The sequence below is a fragment of the Acidobacteriota bacterium genome, from assembly GCA_016208495.1.
GTDB lineage: Bacteria > Acidobacteriota > Blastocatellia > Chloracidobacteriales > Chloracidobacteriaceae > JACQXX01.
The window spans coordinates 64174-84541 of sequence record JACQXX010000010.1 but is presented as its reverse complement, the minus strand read 5'-3'; the positions used below and the strand labels follow the sequence as shown (position 1 = coordinate 84541).

Here is a 20368-nt window from a genome sequence, read left to right as displayed (position 1 = left end):
GTAGACTCCAGGAACATCGAAACACAAAAGCCTGGAATTGTTCCCTGAAGGCAGATCTTACCATTTGGGAATGAAAATCTTGATGACCACATAGTTAAATAATTCAAATCAATGAACTTAGTGAACTACTGATGACTGACAACTGACGACTGACGGCTATTATTCTGACGGCCAATTACAAATCTTTCAAAGAAAAAGCCTGGTTCCAACACAATTTTATTGGCTGGAACCAGGCAGCATCTGTGAATTAAACCAGTTTGTCGTCAGTCGTCGGTCGTCAGGGGTTCACTCACTCCAGCGTTTATCATTTACCTTGAGTAAGCTTCCGTCTGACGACTCGCTACTCATGATTCACGCTCCTGTACTATTTCACTCGCTCAGTTCTCCTGAATAAACCACGTCACCGTGTTGGTGCGGGTACGGCCTTCAGCGTCTTTTCCAGTAAAGGTCAGTTGCTGGGCGCCAAGGACAGCGGTTTTCTTGATCTTATAGGTAAACGAAACAGTTGCGCCGGTGGTCGTTTGGGAAGCTGGGGACAATTTGATCTTGAGGGCTTTGGTATCAGGCGCGGTTACGGTCACCGGTCCAGAAAACCCACCAGTTCGATCAATGTTGACCACCAGTGTTCCTTTTTCACCACGGAAACCGATCAGTTCAGGGGAGTCAAAATCAACGGCAAAATCATTGTTGCCGGCAATGGTAAAGACGCCGCTGGTGGCACTTGAAATGTTCCCATCAGCATCAACCGCCGTCACCCGGATCACAGCACGGGTTGACTCTTTGCGGGAGGTAAACCAGCCATAATCCTGGACCGAACCATCCACGCCAGTGGCAATTTGAGCCGTAAATGACTGACCACCATCGGTTGAAAGCTCAACATCGTGATAGCTCAGACCGGAATCATCACTTGAGACCCAACGAATGGTAAATGGAACGCCAGCGGTCACAACTTCATTTTCAGATGGGGACAGTACAACGGCTGAAGGTGGAATTGTATTGCCGCCAGACGTGCTCCCGGCAGATATCAAGGCGCGAATCAACGCATTTGGTCGGCGATTTCCACTGATCACAAGCTGGCTAAAGGAAACGGCATTATTGGTTGAAACAAAAGTTCGTTGCTGAGAGGCGCTGCTGGTATCAAGGGTAAACCCGACGCCGGCGGCTGGATTCGGCAACTGGTAGCCAACAAAAAAGTCACCCGCATTGATGGTTGGACCATTGGTCAACACAAAGTCAGCAAACGAAGCGGTTTGCGGAATCGTGATTTGCTGGTTGACCAGGAAGGTCGGGTTGCTGGGCGGCTGGGCGGCACCCGTTGGATTGGTGAACACCAATAGTCTGACGGTTCGGCCAACTGGGTTTGGCTGACCAGAAAACCGGGCAAAACGGATCCGAATCCGGTCAAGCTTCGCTGGATAACTGCCTGGCGTCAGCCGGTTGACGACAATCATGTTGCTTTGAACCAGCCCGGTTTCGAGTGTACCGTCATCAACTTTGAGTTCAGTCCCGGTTTGGGGTGCCTGAATGGTGAAATTCTGGTTGCTGGCATCCGAACCAGCATTATTGACCGCATCAAACGCGGTAACTCGCAGTCGGGCAGTCGTCGTGGCGGCTCCGGAAGGCACCGTAAACACAAAGCTGCGCACCGTGCCGGCCAGCCCTGAAGCAAGCGTTACAGAAAAGCTGCTGCCGCCATTAGTTGAGAGGGCAAGGTCCTGGCGAGTAATGCCAACATTGTCGCTGGCGGTCCAGGTTGCATTAAAAGTTGCGGTGCTGGTCAGGGTCTCGCCGCCATTGGGTGAAGTCACCGTCACGGTTGGTGCCTGGGTGTCACCACCGCCGCCAGCATTTACTGTAAAGTTGGTCGCGCTGGTGGCTGTTCCGCCAGGTGTCGTCACTCGAATCAAACCAGTGGTGGCGCCATTTGGCACGGTGGCGAGGATCTGGGTGGCTGAATTCACGGTAAAGGCGGCATTGAGATTGTTGAAGCTTACCACCGAAGCACCTGTGAAATTGGTTCCGGTGATGGTAACCGCTGTACCCACGGTGCCGCTGGTTGGGTTAAAACTGGTAATGGTTGGTGTCGCGGCACCGCCAGCCACCGGGTAGATAAAAGCGGCACCGGCAATGTCATCCGTTCGAACCGCCGCTCCGCGACCATCTCCGTGGGCCTGGAAAAACATCGTGGCATCCCGCAGGGTGGCATTGGCTTCATTCACGTTTTCCGATGAATGCCCAAGTCCAATGCTGTGGCCAACTTCGTGGGTCATCACTTCGGCCAGATTCGCGGTATTTCCCAGGAAACAATCAAAGTTGTTATTAAAGGCCACATCGGCATCAATGATGCGATTGAAGGTCCGTCCACTGACCACAATGGTCTGGTTGCTCGAAGTAAAACCGCCAATCGCTAAAACTCCGCCGCAATTGACGGGGTCGTCAATCTGGTTGAGCGGATCATTAAATGAAATGGCGTTGACACCATCATTCTGGCGGCCAACGGCGGTTGTCGTGCCTCCGCTTTGAAGGATCAATGAGGCATTGGCAATATTGGTCCAGGCCGCCAACGTTGCATTAAATTCGTTCACACCGTTTCCTGGAATGGGCGTTCCATTGTTGCGCGGCGGGTTATTGGTGTTGATTCGGTAAATAACAGGGGTGTTGGTGTCAGCTTCAAACCAGCGCGAACCACTGCCCAGCAAGGTAAATTTCGGCTGAAATCCACCTGCGGATGAAGATTCCAGATACTCGCGAGGAATCGCCACCAGTGGCCGTGCATCGTTAAGGTGCTCAAATGCCATCACCCGATCCGCCTGACTTGTCAGCGTGGAGCGGATCTTTTCCAGAAACCGACTCCATTCCATATCGCTGGTGCTGGCGGATCCAGTGACCTGATGTTTGGTCGGTTCAACGAATTCGACCCCATCCATTGTCCGCCAGACCTGCCGACCACCCTGTTCATCGGTCACAACTGAGTATTTCCCCAAACACAGGTGTGCCACGCGCAGGGCGCCATCATCAGCCGTGTTGAGAAAGAGCAGAACTTCCTCGCCAACTGCAAATTCAGGTGACCCATAAACCACCTGCTGGAACCCACTGACACGACCGCCTAACTGTCGAACCACAATGGTGGAATCACTGATATTGCCTTTGAAAACCTGTTGAAGGTGAAGGGTGAAGTAGGTGTAAATGGATTGGCCTGAAGGATCAAAGCGGCTTTCAATCTGTGTGACGGTCCCGTGGACAATGGCCCGTGAACTGACGATCAAATCGTCATCCGGCATCAGGACCACCGTTGTGGCCTGGATTGACACCTGGCACCAGAGGGTGAGTGCCAGGACCAGCAGGCCCGTTCCAAAAGACTTATGCCAGGCTGAGAAAAATCGTGTCATATACGCTCCTCAAATACGGTTGGTCTAAAAGTGGTTGTGGCGTGAACGATGAGTGGAAGGCAGGAAACTTTGACTCGCTCTACTCCACCCGGACCGCCACTGGATTTTCAATAATTGGTGATGTTCTTTCCTGATGATTGCGATGAGAAAGAGCAAGTAATGTGCCAAGCATGGCAAAGCTGGTAATCAACGACCATCCGCCGTGACTGACAAAGGGCAAGGTGATGCCGGTCATGGGCAGCAACCGAATGACGCCTCCGATATTGACCAGCGCCTGGAGCCCGATAAAAGCGGTAAACCCGGCGGCCAGGAGCTTGCTAAACATGTCCGGTGCCGCCGTGGCAACATTGATCCCGGCAATGACAAAGGCACACAGCCCCATCAAGAGAAGAAAGCCTCCAACCAATCCAAGTTCTTCGCTCAGAGCAACATAGACAAAATCCGAGTCTGAAACCGGCACGACTTCTGGAAAGCCCAGCCCCAGTCCTTCACCAGCCAGTTGGCCATCACTGACGCCAAACAACCCCTGGGCAATCTGGGCAGACTGATCAAACCAGGCATCCTGGTTGGTAATCGTTCGGCCTTCATATTCGCGCTGGATTCGCTCGGAAAAGGGTTTCCACCAGAATGTCTCAGGAGGTGGCGCCTGCCACGTATCGAGCCAGAGATGAAACCGCAAATTGATTCGGTTTGGAATGCCAATCCCAAAATAAAACATTGGAAACAACAGCCCAACCAGCACCACGGCATAGACAATTTGTGTCCAGCGCCGGACGGCGATCAGATACAGCAATGCATAAACCCCGCCAAAGACCAGCATTTGTCCAAAATCACTGAGAAAGAAGAATGGAACGACCGGCATCAGTGCCGCAACGCCAAGTAAAAGCAGAAACCTCCAGGGCGGCAGCCCCCATCGGGTGCGACTCATATGAATATGATGGTCCGCCAGGAGTCCGCCATAGGTGATTAAAAACAGAAGCTTGACCGGTTCCCAGGGTGTGGTTTCCCCTAAAAATTTCCCGGCGCGACTGAAAAACACCACGATAATCAAAAAGGGGACCACGGTCACCAGCCCAATGAGAAAGGCGTTTTTCTGGAGGAGGTGCAACACATCATCGCGCTTCACAAGGACAAACAAACCGAGCATGACCGCCAGCGAAATTAATGGCACCAGGGTGTTACTCGATGTCAACACATCAAAAAAACCAATCTGTGACGTGACCGGATCTGGTGCCGGCGGGACCTCAGTGCTGCCAAACAAGTATTTTTTCTTTACATCGTCATACCCCGAAGCAATGTTGGTCCGCAGAATGGTTTGGATTTTCATTTCGCGGGCATCGCGTCGCTTTTCCCCACGGGCGCCATATTCCGGGTCAGAAAACAACCGATACTGGGCCAGTTGACCAAAACACATCAGAAAAATGGCCGCCGTCAGGAGAGTAAGGTTGGCCCGACATTTCTGAACCCGAACCAGCCAGATCAGGCTCAAAATGATCGGCACAAACAACACCATATCCCGAATGGCAACCAGGATGCTGGGGTGAAACCCACGCAGGTTACCCGCCCAGACCAGGGCGATATGGCCGGCCAGACTCAATACAGCAATCACAAGCACGAGAAGGAGGTGGAAAGAAGGTTTCATATTGGGGCTTGGGGCTTAGGGCTTAGGGTTTTTCCCTGATTTGCTATCATACCCTTTTGGAATGATCCGATTGTATGAGCAAAAGGCTAAATGGTTGGAAAACAAGTATTTCCCTCAGCTCTCAGCCCTCAGCCCTAAAGGGTATTACTCAGGTGGTACTGACTTATAAGACTGATTTCTGCTACACTGGTGACAATTCAGAGTCAGTGTTTTTCAAATTTTCCAGGTTTTATTTACTTTTTGATTCTACCGAAGTTTTTCAGAAGACTATGTATCTTTCTTTCTACAGTCTTCGCGAATGGCCGTTTGCACTTTCGTCCGATACCCGGTTTTTCTATGAATCTTCCGCCCAGGCCGAGGTCCGCAGACAGTTGCGGGAAGGGATTTTTGCCCGTCAGGGACTGTTGACGCTGACTGGACCAGCCGGAAGTGGAAAAACTTTTTTGCTCCAGGTCCTGCGCGAAGAACTCAAATCACAAATCCTGTTTGGTCATATTCCGGATCCTCGTTCAATCGGCTCCAATCTGCTTGAGTTTCTGGCCGATCAATTCGGATTGACACCTGACCCGGAAGCCCGCATTTCGCTCCCGACCCGATTTCATAGCCTGCTCCAGGAGCGCCATCATCAGGGACAGGTGACGACGCTGGTGGTTGATCGCGCTGACGAAATGGACCAATCCCTCCTCTCGTCGCTCTGCCTTCTGGCTCACCATGAAGAAAGTGGCGTTCGACTTTTGCAGATTGTGCTGAGTGGCCGATCTGATTTGGAACGCCGGCTGAAGCGACTCCCCGGATATTCACCTGCCGCCCATCGAGTCCGGGTTTCCCTTCCCTCCCTGACTGCCGACGAAGCAGCTCAGTTTATTCAAATCCGTCTCCGGAGGGCCGGCGCGAAACGCTCGCCATTTACCCCAGCCGCAATTCAAACCCTGTTTGCAATGAGTGACGGCAATCCAGGTAGTTTATGCCGACTCTGCGATGGTGCGTTACTGGCCGGCTATGAAGCCGGACTGACGGAAATATCGGATTTGGACATCAACCAGACGGCATTGGACTATGGTCTGGCGGAAGGTCCATTTGAACTGGAACGCAAACCCATCACCACACCCGCCACGGCTCCACCTCGACCAGTCACCCAACTGATTGAAAAACTGGCTGAACCACTGCCCACGGCTGACTCGGCCTCCTTAGAACCTCCGTCCACTTCGGCGCTTGAAAAACGAACCGCCGCACCACTCACTGACAATCGGTCCACGGCCACCGGATTGGAGCCTGTATCCGGGCAATCAACCCAGCTTGAGAAAATTTCAACCGCTTCGCTCGTGGTGACCGAGCGTCCAGCCGGTCGGGAAAGCCGCTGGATGGCGGCGCTCCTCCTGTTACTGGTAACGGTGACCTCCAGTGTGTATTTTCTGCGCCAGTATTTCAATGGACCGCCTGCTCCAACTTCACCAGCGGCACGGGCAACTTCGCTGTCAAATACCTTATTTCAGGGAAAACTCCATCCATCCCAGGAATGGAAAGCCGTGGCGCCCCAGGCCAGCGTGGTTCGCAATCTGTCGGTCAAAATTGGCGATCAGGTCAAAGTCGGACAGGTACTGTTGATCCTGGATGAAGCCGAAGCTCGCCGGACAGTCGAGCTGGCCCGAATTGAACGCGATCTGGCCCGCCAGGAACGAGACCAGCTTGCACTTGAAGTCAAAACCGGGCTGCCCAGCAAAACCGATGTGGCCACGGCGACTGGAGAAGTGGCCGTGGCCCAGCGCCGCGCCGAAAGCGTCCCGGTTCCGCAACGTCAGGATTCGGTCGAACGCGCCCGCATTGTCTTTGAACAGGCGCGGATTCGACTCCAACGCTATGAACGACTGTACCGCGAAGGGCTGGTTTCACGCGACAAATATGACGAATATGCGGCGGCTTACAGCCTGGCTGAAACTGATTTGCAGGCGGCTGAAGAAGCTGCCGCAGCTCAAAAACGACTGGTCTCAGCCCAGCAAAAACAGACGGATAAAACCTCGAAAGTCGCAGCCCAGGAAGATGCGGCTGATCAGCGTCGCCGTGTTGGCGCTCTCGAAACGGCAATTCAGCGTTTAGAACGAACCGAAGCTGAACTCAAACTGGCCGAGCAACGCCTGACGGATTGCACCGTCCGTGCCACGGCTGATGGCCACGTCATTGCCATTCCGGTGGGCATTGGGGATCAGGTGGCGAGTGGCAACACGCTCATGACCTTCGCCCGGCTTGACACCCTGGTGGTTCGGGTGCCAGTTGCCGCACCATTCATTGACGCCCTGCACGTTGGCGACCCGGCTCAGGTCATCCTGCCGACCCTTCCGCCAGAAACAGTTCCAGGAAAAGTGGTTACCCTCAACCCGGTCCCCGATCCGGATGGAACCCATCGGGTCGAAATCGAGATTGTGCGCCCGCAACAGGCGCTCCTGGTGGGTCAGCCAGCCGAAGTCCGGTTTTTGCAACCTTAGGAACTGTAAAAAATCAACTTCCCGTTTTCATTTGGGAGCGCGGGCATCTTGCCCGCATCTTCCGACTTATGGCGGGCGGGACGCCCGCGCTCCCAGGAATCTATTCTTTAACTATCCCTAATGCACTCCTATCCCCACCCGCTCACGCAGGTGGTACTGACTTGCCATCCTTGTGCGCACGACATTTCCCCTGTTTTGGATTGTGATTGTCTTCCTGCTGCTGGTGTGGCTGGTGGCAATGGTTTGTGGGCGGCGAGCAACCATTCCCGGTTTGGCGGAACTTCCAGGTCAGAGACAGGTGGGTCAGATCCTTCGCGCCCTGGCGTTGATCACGGCGATTGGAAGCCTCGCTTCAGCGCTGAATTTGTTTGGGGTAACGATGCTCCTCTTCGGCCTGGTGGCGGGCACATTGTTTCAACATTCGTGGCACATCCGGCGAATTCTGGGGGATTTTGCCTCGGTGTTTGAGATTTGGGAGCGGGTTCGAAACCCGGCTGTATGGCAGCGCATTCGTGCCCGATTTTGGGCCTGGTTGAAAAATCAGGGCTCAACACTTCGTCAGTCAATATCCTCGCCCACCATTCTGGTGTGGATTGGCGTGGCTGGGCTCATCTTTGTTTCGTTCTTTTTCGCCAAAGGCCAGTTTGCCACGGCAAACCTGCGACTCCCGCACCCTGAAAGCTACCACCTGCTCCTTCAGAGCAAATACATTCTGTTTAACACGGTTACCACTGACCGAACCGGCAATGGGCTGGCTGTTTTGACGGCGACGGTAAGCCTGCTGAGTGCGACCGATGCGCTGCACGTCGTGCGAGCACTCGGACCACTGATCGCATTCTCGCTGGCTGGCGCCGCCGGGATTCTGGTCTTTTGGGCGACGGGTCAAAAACTGGCGGGAATTGTAACCGGATGTCTGGTCATAACGGGGCTTCTTTCCGGACCAATTCCGGTTGGCTGGCTTCAGTTAGCCTGGCCACCAGAACCAGCGGCGGCTTTTGGGTTGAAACTTCTGACCACCTGTAACGAAGCAATCGGACGGTCACTGGCTGGATTGCCTTTTGAAGCCGCGCTGGCTGTCGCCCTGTGTACCTGGCCGGCCCTGGCCGCCCCGGAAACAACTGATCAACGCTGGGATGGATTGGCTGGAATAAGCCTGACAACGCTGTTTCATCCGAGCACGGCGGTTGGACTTCTGCTGGCAGCGCTGGTTTTTCACGTTGGGGTGATTCTGGTCTCACGACTGGCGTTACCGGTGAAACAGCTTTTTTTCGCCGCTTTGTTCTGGGTACTGGCCGTGGGAGCAGGTCATGGTCTCATTCTGCTTCAATCCCACGCCCAAATGCGGTCAAGGGCATTATTTTCCTGGCTGGCACCACCTCCACAAACCAGGTTGAACCTGTTCCCACCAGTTCACTGGACTGGCACTGGAATCATCGAAGCTCTGCACTCCGCACCGTTCCTTGTTTTTTTGGCCGGAGCCATCCTGGTTGCCTCCGTGCTGTTCATCGGAATGGCCTTCAGGCAGTCAGGCCCAGAGCGGATTCGGCTGCTCGGCGCCGGGTGGCTGGTGTTGGCCTGGTCAGGGCTTGTGGTCTGGTCAGGGCTTGACCCGCTCCAACCAGTTCCACTGGTTTTTCAAGAAGTTCTGCAAGGATGGCCATTGATTGTCATTTGCTGGATTGGACTTGGGGCTGGAGCCCTGATGAGCTGGATTGAGGCGGCATTCCCCAGATTCACCCAGTCATCACTTTTGACCGCTTTGACAACCCTGGCCCTGTGCGCCGTACTGATTGGAACATCGCTCTGGCGAGGGAACCTTCCGCCCTTTCAGCCCCAGGATCAAACCCTCCGGTTTTGGTGTGCGGATTCCGCCCAGGCTGGCGGATTGTCACTTTTGGAATATGACCAATCAGCCCGAGTCATTCAACACATCGCACGCCGCTACCCTCGTGGAGAGTGGATGGTAATTGCCCCAACTGAACAATTTATCGAAGTTTTTGGTCGTGGCTGGCACATTGATCTCCATGCCTGGAGCCAGCAATTCACCCTGGATCAGGTCCAGTCACCAGAGTTTCGGTTTCCGATTGATTCGCCACATACCTTTGTCCTGATCGAAAAACGCCCCTGGATTTCCGACCCGCGCCCACAACCTTCTGTGGTAGGATTTGCCCAGCAAACCGACATCACGTTCCGCATGTACCGGAGTCCCGCCGGACGCAGCAGCCTGATGCAGTCAGCCTTGAACCTGCTCAACACCTATGGCCAACACCATCACAACCTGGGCGTGTTTTATGAAGACGACAATCTGGTTGTCTTTCATCTCATCAATCAACCTTCAACCCAATGAATGCCGTTCCGACTCCTGAGGAATGGGCACTGAATCGTTAAACCAGAAAGAGAACTACCATGACGAAATCAATGACCTGTTTCAGCTTTGGAATGATCTTCATGCTGTGGTCAACCCTCTCCTGCGCCGCAATTTCAGCGCCTGTGCAACTCACGGCCCGTCAGCAATTCAAACAGATTCGCAACTATGTGCTGTATTATGGCTCAGGACGAGTTACAGAGTTGCGCCGGTTTGAAGCCATCGTGATTGAGCCTCGAAACTACACTGCCACTCAGATAAAGGCATTGAAAGCACCAGTCAACGGCAATCGTCCGCTCCTGATCGGCTATTTGACCTGCGCTGAAGTTTTGCCCAACGACCCAATTCTGAGACAGGCGTTTCCCCAAGATTACTATCGAGTCAACGGTGTACCGGTTCGCATTCCCGGTTCAAATGCCTATCTGATGGATTTGCGGCAAAGCCACTGGCGGACACTCCTGATCAACCAGATGCAAAAATTGATCAGTAGCGGCTATGACGGTGTGTTTCTCGATACGTTGAATATTGGGGATGAGCCACCCTATGCCGGAACACCAACTGGTGAAGGCTTTTTACAATCGGCTGGTTTTCTGACGCGCGATATGCGAACCCGTTACCCAAATAACTTGATCCTTCAAAACTGGGGAATCAACCGGCTTAAAACCTTTACTGCCGGATATTTGGACGCCATCTGCTGGGAAAACTTCCAGGTTCAGTACATTGAAACCGATGCCTGGTCACAGGCCCGACTGGCTGAGTTGACCGCGCTGCAAGGTGGCGGGCTGTCAATTATGACACTGTACCAACTGACAAGCGCACAAATTGCGGATATCACCTTTCAATCGCGAATGTATCAGGTTTCGCGAGATTACAACTTCCTCCCCTACTGCGCCATGCCGGGATACTCATCGGGGGTCAACCTGCTGCCGCTGCAAAATGGGTTTTAGGCGGTTAGGGTTCAGGCTTCAGTGTTCGGAATACAAATCGAAATTCTTTTCTTCGAACAAGTGAACTCAGGGGCCAGGTAGTTTTATCGTTGTGGCAAGCAATCACTCCGGCATGGTTCATAAAGTGCTTCTGGCGACTGAGGGCACCTATCCATTTCATGGTGGGGGCGTCAGTACCTGGTGCAATGTGTTGCTGCACCGGCTGGAAGAGTTTGAGTACAGGGTGCTGTCGGTGATTATGCACCCCTATCTGCCTCCCCGGTACGAGCCTCCACCCAATCTCAAAAGCATCATCAAAGTTCCACTCTGGGGAACGGAAGACCCGGCTGAGCAACAATTTGACCGCACGTTTGCCACCATCCTCAACCGGCGGCGACAAACAACGGAGCCGACGATCCGGCGTCATTTCCTGCCGATCTTCGAGGCATTGCTTGACGACATCACGGGCACTGCCACCGGCGCAGTCACTGGGAAACGGTTTGCTGACATGGCGGCCTACTTCCGCCGGTTTGATTACTTTGAAACCTTCCGTTCACGGGTCGTCTGGTACAGTTTTCAGGATTTTCTGCGGGCCTGGGTATCATCAGCCACGCCGCCCCTGCCTCCCCCAACCGTGAGAGATGCGGCGGAATGTCTTCAACTGCTGACCCGGTTGTTGCTGGTTCTGGACGTGGAAGTTCCGCGAACGTCACTGACCCATTCAGCCGCAGCGGCAGTTTGCGGCCTCCCCTGCGTGGTTGCCAAACTGCAATATGGCACACCATATCTACTCACTGAGCACGGGGTGTACCTGCGTGAACAATATCTCAATGTAGCCCGGACAGCCCGATCAACCATCGTCAAACGGTTTCTGCTTGGATTTTTTGGGGCGGTGGTGCGTGCCAACTATCATTATGCCGATGTGGTATCACCCGTGTGCCAGTACAATGCCCGCTGGGAACTCGCCCAGGGCGTCACACCTGACCGATTGCAGGTGATCTATAACGGTTCAAATGAAGCACGCTTTTGCCCGCTCAATCTTCCGCGTCGTGCCCGACCAACGGTGACCCAGGTGGGTTTGATTTTTGCTCTTAAAGGCACCAAAGATCTGATTCAGGCTGCGGCTCAGGTCAAGGAAACCGTTCCAGAAGTCGAGTTTTTATTGTACGGATCAGCCAGCGACCCAGCCTATTTTGCTGAATGCCAGACACTTACAACTCAACTTGGATTACAGCAAACCATAACCTTTGCCGGACTCACGTCGCATCCGGAACAGGTTTTCAACCAGGCGGATGTCGTGACGCTGAGCAGCATTTCCGAAGGATTCCCCTACACCATCGTTGAAGCCATGCTCTGTGGGAGTGCCATTGTGGCCACCAATGTCGGCGGCGTCGGTGAAGCGCTGGCCGACACCGGGCTCCTTGTGCCCCCCCGGACCCCTGACCAGTTGGCGCAGTCCATCGTGAAATTGCTGACCAACCCGGAATTGCGGGCAGACCTTGGCCAACGGGCACGTGAACGAGCCTTAACTCACTTTACTGAAAGCCAGTTTGCCACTCACTATCGAGACCTGTACCAGCAGTTGATTGGTAGGTAGGCCAAAGAGGGTTTGGGGTTTGGGGTTTTCGAAACCAGTCACCAGGCACTCATTCTTTATTCTCAATTCTTCATTCTTCATTCTGTGCTCCCTTTTTGGAATTTGACTGGAAAAAAGTGCTAAAAATCAGTACTGTTTAGACACTGCTTCTCGCCACAACAAACACTCAGCCAGGTCAACCAGTCACCTCACTCCCCAACCGAGGTGCATTTCTTTTTCCAAAGCATCGCTTCGCTGTTTTTCGTGCTGGAGCACAGGGCACAAACCTGAGTTCCATCAATTGGCAGTCAAAGCGATTTGGAAATGGCATCTGGGCTATGGCACTCCTTGGCAATATCAAATCCGGTACCCTTCCCAATTTGCTGCGGGCATTGAGCCTTCGACGCGCCACGGCCACGCTGGTCTGTGAGCAGAGTCCGCAGATGCGTGCCACGGTGCATATGATTGACGGGAAGCTGCGTCGGGTCACACTGGGTGATTTGTACGGAGAGCCAGCGCTTTCGCAATTGTTTCGGTGGAAGGAAGGCTACTATTATCTGATCAAGGGCCGGATTGAAGAAAATGTCGGCCCTATCAGTGCCCCGACTGGTGCCAATGATCCCCGCAAACACATCCTGGTGGTGGATGATGATGCGCAGGCAACGGCGTTGATCGAACGCTACCTGGAACGCGAAGGCTATCGGGTCAGCATTGCTTTTGAGGGGAAACACGCCCTGGAACTTATCGCGAATGTCAAACCGGATCTGGTCCTGCTTGACGTGATGATGCCCGGTATGAATGGCCTGGAAGTTGCCCGCCGTTTGCGGGAAAAACCCGAGACTGAAAATCTGCCGATCATCATCATCAGTGCTGTGGTGCGAGAGATGCCTGAATCCTATCGGCAATGGGACTGGCCATTTGTTTCAAAGCCCTTTAAAGCCCAGACCTTGCTCCAAACGGTCAAGGACGAATTGCTCCGGCAACCGCTTCCTCCGCCTGAGTTTGCGGTTTCACGGGTTGACTTTGACCCCAGCATTTCGCCTGAAATTCTGGATTTGCTAATCGCTGAACTCCCGCTTCCCCCGCCTGATACAGTGTTTGTCAAATCGGAAGCCCTGGAAATCCGGCTGGCGCTCGGGTCATTTTCCGAAGAAACCGTGCGGCTGTTTGATCTGTTCGACGGTACACACACGCTCGGAGAAATTGTCAATGAATATTCACTGGTGGCCTCTAAAATCAATTTTCTGGCGGTGCATATGGCTACCTTTGGATTGCTTGAAAAGCTAGACGGTCCGGTTTGCCCGCAACCAAGTGGAAAAACCACCACGCTCCTGCTCTCCCAACTGGATGCGATTGACCAGGAAAATAAACCACCCATCACGGGATCGCTGGTTTCAAGCGATGCGGAGCACCCCGAACCAGAAGAAGTTCCAACCCTTCTGCTGACTCCAGCCGAAATTGGGCCGCTTTCAGCCCGGCTCAAAGACCGGTATGGTCCATCAACGATGTGTGCCAAACTGGCCGTTTTCGGATTGGTCGGTCGGGTTCAAACCCTGTTTACCAACACGCTCCGGTTGCTGGCCCAGAAATTCCAGAGCGAATTGACCGAACCGATCAAATATCACCTGCCTCCATTACCTGGAACTGAAGTGGCCCGGCTTCCGCTCGCAACGGATTGTGGTTTGTTTGTTTATCAACTTTCGGTTGACAGTGAATACCCCAAACTGGTGCGTCAGGTTGGAAACGATATGTGGGGAATCCTGCTCCTGACCGATGTCCAGAACCGCTTTGAAGTGAATTATACCAAGTATTTGATTCAGGCTGTGGTCGAACCCTACCAATTGCCATATCTGGTCGCGCTTTTTGATCCCCGGAAAAAAGGCATCAACATCGCCCCGATTGCAAAGGAAATGGAAATTTCAACCGACTATATTGCCACGCTGGATGTATCGTCGCCCAATTCATTCCTGGACGTGCTCCGTAAACTGATCCAACAGCCATTTCCACAACCAGAAAAAAAGAATGAAGAGTCTCTACCACCTGCGTCAGCGGGCGGGTTTGATGAAGAATGAAGAAGAGTCAGGTGGGGAAAGATGGGGAAAATCGAAAACGGGGAAAGGTTCCCTCCCACGAGCACGGGCATCCTGCGGAAGTCCTGCCCTTCCCGTGCTAGGTTCAGCCGTCACGCCACCTTATGAGAGGGAATCTTTCGCGGCTTGGCTAGTGTTATCTGGTGAAAATATTGTGAAATTATTGCATTTATCCAGAAATTTCCGATTTTTTTTCACTTCTTTTCTGGAACATTTTTGAATTGCTGGCTTGATCCCGCCATTGATCCCAACCAATACGGTCTTTGTCCCCACCTCCTACTGCCTCCAAGAACTGATTGTCTCACACCAAATTCCCCTCTATACTGGCTGGCTTTTCTCCTCAAACCTGAAATTCGGCCAATCTCCAAAAGGAGTACCACTTTTGTATGTCCAGCCCGCAACCTGCCTCGCATGATGGTTTTTCGGCACTGACCCGCAATGTCCGCCGCACGCACCTTCCAAATGGATTAACTATTCTCACCAAAGAAGTCCATACCCATCCAATCGTGGCCGCCATGATCTGGTATCGTGTCGGATCACGCAATGAAGAGTTGGGCCACACGGGCAAGTCCCACTTCCTGGAACATATGATGTTTAAAGGGACTGAGCGGCTTGGGAAAGGCGAGATTGACCTGCTGACTCAGATTCGCGGCGGACGCAACAATGCGTTCACCTGGCTTGATTTCACCGCCTATTACTTCACCTTTGCGTCTGACCGATGGGAAATGGCACTGGAAATCGAAGCTGACCGCATCCGCAACACGTCGTTTGCCCCGGAAGAATTCGAATCAGAAAAACAGGTCATCATTGAAGAATTACAAATGGGACTCGATAGCCCGTTTGAATTGCTCGAAAACGAGGTCTGGGCCACTGCGTTTCGACAGCATCCGTATCATTCGCCAACGGTTGGCTGGCTGCAGGATGTGCAAGGCGTCACGGTTGAGGATATGAAGCGCTATTACGACCAGTGGTATCAGCCGCGCAATGCCACCGTGGTGCTTGTCGGTGACTTTGAAACCGAACAGGCGATTACCCGGGTCACCGAACTCTTTGGACACCTCCCCGCTGGTCCCGAGCCACCGGCGATGAAAATCGTTGAACCACCCCAACGCGGTGAAAAACGGGTAATCGTCAAAAAAATCACCCCGGTGGAACGGCTGATGATTGCCTATCACGCTCCGGAAATTGCGCACCCCGACTCATATGCCCTGCACGTAGCCTCGATGTTGTTTTCCCACGGACGAACATCGCGGCTCTATCAACGCCTTCAGGAAAAAGATCAGTCCGTGACCATGGCCTATGCCAGCTACAACGAACACATTGACCCCTCACTGTTCTACATTCAGGCCGAAATCAAATCTGGACACACCCTGGCTGCGGTGGAGCAGGCAATCTATGAAGAGATTGATCGGCTGGCAACCGAGCCGATTCCCGAAGCCGAATTAAAGAAAGCCAAGCGCCAGATTGAAGCCATGTATGTACTTGGCAATGAAGATGTTCTCAATCAGGCAACTTTGCTTGGCGAATATGAAACCACGGCCAATCGCCCGGAACTCCCTGAAGAAGAACGCGGGTACCGGTATCTGGATGCCTATCTGCACCGTACTCGCGAAGTCACAACGGCGGAAGTTCAACGGGTGATGCGCACCTATCTCCACCCCGATCACCGCACGGTTGGGTATCTGGTTAACGACCCGAAGGAAAGCTAAGGGTTCGGGGTTCGGGGTTCGGGGTTCGGAGTTCGGGGTTCGGGGTTCGGGGTTCGGGGTTCGGGGTTCGGGGTTCGGGGTTCGGGGTTCGGGGTTCGGGGTTCGGGGTTCGGGGTTCAGGGTTCGGGGTTCGGGGTTCGGGGTTCGGGGTTTTCGAATATATGTCCCTTTTGTCCTTTTTGCCCCTTATGTCCTTTATGTCTTTTCAAGAATTTTAAACCCGGAACCCTAATTCGGTATCACTTTGCTCACAAAGGAATGAATCTGATGGAATTTCTGGAAATGAATGCCAACCAAATTGCTGCCGGATCGGCGGTCAAACACAAAGGCGAGATTGAACGGGTGGTTTTGCCAAATGGAATCGTGCTCTTGATGGCTGAAAACCATACACTGCCAATGATTTCGATGAGCGCCATGGTGCGTTTTGGCAGCCGATATGAAGCTGAGGAACAGGCCGGCCTGGCCACGCTGCTGGGTGATATGCTCGATGAAGGCACGCCAACTCGCACGGCTCAGGAAATTGCGCTCGCCACCGAAGAAGTCGGTGCCCGACTGAGTTCATTTGGTGGCTATTCGCATAGTGGCGTCGGGCTGGTGTGCCTGACTGAAGATTTTCCTGGGTTACTCGCCCTCGCTACGGAAATGCTGACCCAATCCACACTTCCGGAAGATCGGTTTACGATGCGGCGCGAGCGGGTACTGGCTCAACTCAAAAGCCGCGAAGATGAACCACGTGCAGTGGCTGCGGATGCTTTTGCTGAATTGATTTACGGAACCCATCCTGCCCATCGCCCATCACTTGGATATCCGCACACGGTGGCTGGATTAACTCGCGATCAACTGGTTGCGGCCTATCAGCGGTTTTTCGTGCCGAATAATTCCATCTTTGCCGTGGTCGGAGATTTCTCGCGTCGGGAACTGCAGGCGCAAATCGAAGCCGCATTTGCCAACTGGCAGCCAGATCCGGCGTTTTCATTGCCGGAAGTTCCAACCGTCGAGCGCCAGACGGAGCCCCGCGAAAAGATCATCTTCAAAGAAAAAGAACAAATCCAGGTTTACCTTGGACATCTGGGCATTCAACGGTCAAATCCCGATTTTTATCCGTTGCTGGTTATGGACACAATTCTAGGCAGCAGCCCTGGGATGACCTCACGGATTCCACGCATTTTGCGCGATGAACAGGGGCTGGCATACACGACATTTTCGAGCATTACCAGTTCAGCCGGAATTGATCCGGGACGCTTTACGGCCTACATCGGCACATCGCCTGCCAACCGTGAAAAAGCCATCCGTGGCTTGCGAGCTGAAATTGAACGCATTACCACCGAACCTGTCAGCCAGGAAGAACTCGACATCGCCAAATCCTATCTGACTGGAAGCTTTGTGTTTAACTTTGAAACCAATGCCCAGGTCGCTGGATTTCTGGTCGAAGCCGAAGTCTTTCACCTTGGCTTTGACTATCTGGAAACCTATCCGGAATTTATTCGCCAGGTGACGGTGGACGATGTCACCCGTGTGGCGCGCCAGTATCTGGATCCGGTTAACCTCACAACCGTCATTGTCGGCCCGGTGAAGGAGTAGGGTTCAGGGTTGAAAACCAGGGTTTAGGGTTCAGGGTTCAGGGTTCAGGGTTTTTAAACCGAACCCCGAACCCCGAACCCCGAACCCCGAACCCCGAACCCTGAACCCTGAACCCCAAACCCTGAACCCTGAACCCTGAACCCTGAACCCCGAACCCTTCTTCATAATTCATACTTCATACTTCATACTTCAAACAATGGCTCACTATCATTTACTTGGCATTTGTGGAACGGCAATGGGATCACTTGCCGGGATGCTCATCGAGCGCGGACATCGCGTCACAGGTTCGGATGCAAACGTGTATCCGCCAATGTCAACACAACTTGAGGCGATGGGAATTCCGATCAATCTTGGGTACAAGGCAGAAAATCTGACTGAACGCCCTGATATCGTGGTGGTTGGAAATACCATCAACCGCGGCAACCCGGAAATGGAAGCTGTGCTTGACCGACGCTGGCGGCACGAATCAATGACCGAAGTCCTGCGCCTGGAATTTCTCATCAACCGGCGGGTGCTGGTCGTCTCTGGAACACATGGGAAGACCACCACGACGGCACTGGCAGCCTGGATTTTGGAAACGGCGGGACTCAATCCTAGCTTTCTGGTCGGTGGTGTGGCTGAAAATTTTGGTCAAAGTTTTCGGGTCACCGATGGCGACTTTTTTGTGATTGAAGGTGATGAATACGAAACGTCCTTTTTCGACAAAGGACCGAAGTTTATGCACTATGTGCCCGAAATCACCATCCTCAACAATGTCGAGTTTGACCATGCCGATATGTATCCGGATGTCGCCGCCATCAAGCTTGCCTTTCAGCGGTTGATTCACATTATTCCGCGCTCTGGGCGACTGGTGGCCGGGTATGATTCGCCGATTGTACGCGAGCTTTCGCCACGCGCTCTCTGTCCGATTGAAAGTTTTGGGCTTGACACCAGCGATACACCACTCGAATGGACGGCCAAAGACATCCGGTACACTGATGCCGGAATGACCTTCACCATTTTGCATCGCAATGAGCCATTTCTGGAATGCACCACACCCCTCGCTGGAAAATTTAATATTCGCAATATTTTAGCCGTTGTGGCCGCTGCCACGGCCTGGGGAGCTGATCCTGAGAAAATCCGCGAAGGACTGGCAACCTTCAAAAGTGTCAAACGCCGGATGCAGGTCCGTGGTGAAATCAACGGCATCACCGTGATTGACGACTTTGCCCACCATCCAACCGCCGTCCGTGAAACCCTTGACGCCATCAGCCAGAAATATGCCGGACGTCGCGTGATTGCCATTTTCGAACCGCGTTCGTGGTCTTCACGCAAAAAAGTGTTTCAGCACGAATATGAACAGGCGTTTGATGAGGCTCACCGGGTGGTGCTAACCCCGATTTTTGAATCTTTTAAGCTCCAGGCTGACGATCAGTTTTCTCCGCAGCAGGTCATTTCGGTGCTGCGTGAGAAAGGAATCCCCGCTGATGTCATTGACGGTGCCGATGCCATTATCGAAAAGGTTGTTCCCGAACTGCGCGAAGGCGATGTCGTGGCCATTATGTCCAATGGCGGCTTTGGTGGAATTCACGAAAAGTTATTGACCCGATTGAAAGCAGGTTGCTTATGAAGTTGAAAGTGCTGTACCACAACTTTTGCTTTGACGGAGCGTGCTCCGCCGCTGTATTTTCCACGTTTTACCGGCGGAAATTCTACCCCGATGTTGAAATCTCGTACCACGGATTGACCCATCGGCCCGGAAGATTGTTTGAACCAGATTTGTTTGATGATGCCGATGAATTTGCGATTGTAGACTTTAAATATAACAGCGATGATCGGCTGACATGGTGGTTTGACCACCACCAGAGCGCCTTCCTCTCTGCCGAAGATGAGGCCCATTTCAACCAGGATACACGTGGCCGAAAATACTTTGATCCGAATTACAAATCCTGCACCAAATATATTGCCGACATCGCCCGCGAAAAGTTTGACACTGACCTGCCTGAACTCATCGAACTGATTCAGTGGGCTGATTTAATTGATGGAGCGCAGTACGAATCTCCGGAAAATGCGATCAATCTCAAAGAACCCGCCCCCCAACTGGCACTGGTGATTGAATCAAATCGGGACCAAAGCCTGCTCCATCACATCATTCGGTCGTTGCAGGTCAAATCCCTGGCTGAAACCGCAGCCGACGAACGTGTTCAGGCCGTGTTTACCCCATTGCTTGCCCGGCACAACCAGGCAGTTGAAATCATTCAGCAAGCTGGTGAATGTTCTGACGGCGTGGTTTATTTCGATGTCAGCGACCACGATATTGAAGGCTACAATAAATTCATTGCTTACTGCATGTTTCCCAAAGCCCGCTATAGCGTAGGGGTGAGCCGTGGTGCCACCCGGTCGAAAATTTCGATTGGGTACAATCCCTGGAGCGGAATGGAGCGCACCCATAATCTGGCCAAGATTTGCGAACGCTATGGCGGCGGCGGCCATGCCGTGGTCGGCGCTATTTCGCTGGCGCCGGAAGACCTTGAGCAGGCCCGCGAAATCGGCAAAGCCGTCGCTCACGAACTGCGAACGACGTAATGCCTGGGCTGAAGAACCAGGGCTGAGGGCTTGGGGCTGAAGATT

Annotated in this window: 11 protein-coding genes; 9 read left to right on the top strand and 2 right to left on the bottom strand. The window is 53.2% G+C overall.

Annotation, left to right across the window (positions count from 1 at the left end; all coding sequences use genetic code 11):
- Positions 1-377: 377 nt before the first annotated feature.
- A complete protein-coding gene (locus tag HY774_01700) occupies positions 378-3389 on the bottom strand; it encodes a hypothetical protein (GenBank protein MBI4747175.1) in 3012 nt (1003 codons plus the stop codon).
- 79 nt (positions 3390-3468) lie between these two features.
- Positions 3469-5031, bottom strand: a complete 1563-nt coding sequence (locus HY774_01695; GenBank protein ID MBI4747174.1) for an FtsW/RodA/SpoVE family cell cycle protein — start codon at positions 5029-5031, stop codon at positions 3469-3471.
- A 269-nt stretch (positions 5032-5300) separates the two neighbouring features.
- Between HY774_01695 and HY774_01690 the strand changes: the two genes are divergently transcribed.
- The 9 genes from HY774_01690 (at position 5301) to HY774_01650 (ending at position 20323) form a co-directional block, all read left to right on the top strand.
- Entirely contained in the window at positions 5301-7511 is a 2211-nt protein-coding gene (locus HY774_01690) for an efflux RND transporter periplasmic adaptor subunit (GenBank protein MBI4747173.1), read from the top strand.
- 172 nt (positions 7512-7683) lie between these two features.
- Complete coding sequence (locus tag HY774_01685; GenBank protein MBI4747172.1) at positions 7684-9858, top strand: hypothetical protein; 2175 nt, start codon at positions 7684-7686, stop codon at positions 9856-9858.
- Between the two features lie 59 nt (positions 9859-9917).
- Positions 9918-10823, top strand: coding sequence for a hypothetical protein (locus HY774_01680; GenBank protein MBI4747171.1), 906 nt, complete (start codon positions 9918-9920; stop codon positions 10821-10823).
- 91 nt (positions 10824-10914) lie between these two features.
- The gene (pelF, locus tag HY774_01675) at positions 10915-12399 is read left to right on the top strand and encodes a GT4 family glycosyltransferase PelF (GenBank protein MBI4747170.1); all 1485 of its coding nucleotides are present in this window, start codon (positions 10915-10917) and stop codon (positions 12397-12399) included.
- Between the two features lie 317 nt (positions 12400-12716).
- Entirely contained in the window at positions 12717-14450 is a 1734-nt protein-coding gene (locus HY774_01670) for a response regulator (GenBank protein MBI4747169.1), read from the top strand.
- 404 nt (positions 14451-14854) lie between these two features.
- Complete coding sequence (locus HY774_01665; protein ID MBI4747168.1) at positions 14855-16177, top strand: insulinase family protein; 1323 nt, start codon at positions 14855-14857, stop codon at positions 16175-16177.
- Positions 16178-16444: 267 nt separating this feature from the next.
- Positions 16445-17758 (top strand): insulinase family protein, encoded by a 1314-nt coding sequence (locus HY774_01660; protein MBI4747167.1) that lies wholly within the window; start codon positions 16445-16447, stop codon positions 17756-17758.
- A gap of 196 nt (positions 17759-17954) precedes the next feature.
- A complete protein-coding gene (mpl, locus tag HY774_01655; protein ID MBI4747166.1) occupies positions 17955-19367 on the top strand; it encodes a UDP-N-acetylmuramate:L-alanyl-gamma-D-glutamyl-meso-diaminopimelate ligase in 1413 nt (470 codons plus the stop codon).
- Positions 19364-20323: a phosphoesterase gene (locus HY774_01650; protein ID MBI4747165.1), complete on the top strand. Its 960-nt coding sequence runs from the start codon at positions 19364-19366 to the stop codon at positions 20321-20323. Before mpl ends, HY774_01650 begins: the two co-directional genes overlap by 4 nt.
- The last annotated feature ends 45 nt before the right edge of the window (positions 20324-20368 follow it).

Excerpts from the sequence above, each read along its gene's own strand:
- HY774_01700 (MBI4747175.1), bottom strand. The coding sequence starts at position 3,389 with ATGACACGATTTTTCTCAGCCTGGCATAAGTCTTTTGGAACGGGCCTG.
- HY774_01695 (MBI4747174.1), bottom strand. The coding sequence starts at position 5,031 with ATGAAACCTTCTTTCCACCTCCTTCTCGTGCTTGTGATTGCTGTATTG.
- HY774_01690 (MBI4747173.1), top strand. The coding sequence starts at position 5,301 with ATGTATCTTTCTTTCTACAGTCTTCGCGAATGGCCGTTTGCACTTTCG.
- HY774_01680 (MBI4747171.1), top strand. The coding sequence starts at position 9,918 with ATGACGAAATCAATGACCTGTTTCAGCTTTGGAATGATCTTCATGCTG.
- HY774_01670 (MBI4747169.1), top strand. The coding sequence starts at position 12,717 with ATGGCACTCCTTGGCAATATCAAATCCGGTACCCTTCCCAATTTGCTG.
- HY774_01665 (MBI4747168.1), top strand. The coding sequence starts at position 14,855 with ATGTCCAGCCCGCAACCTGCCTCGCATGATGGTTTTTCGGCACTGACC.
- HY774_01660 (MBI4747167.1), top strand. The coding sequence starts at position 16,445 with ATGGAATTTCTGGAAATGAATGCCAACCAAATTGCTGCCGGATCGGCG.
- mpl (MBI4747166.1), top strand. The coding sequence starts at position 17,955 with ATGGCTCACTATCATTTACTTGGCATTTGTGGAACGGCAATGGGATCA.
- HY774_01650 (MBI4747165.1), top strand. The coding sequence starts at position 19,364 with ATGAAGTTGAAAGTGCTGTACCACAACTTTTGCTTTGACGGAGCGTGC.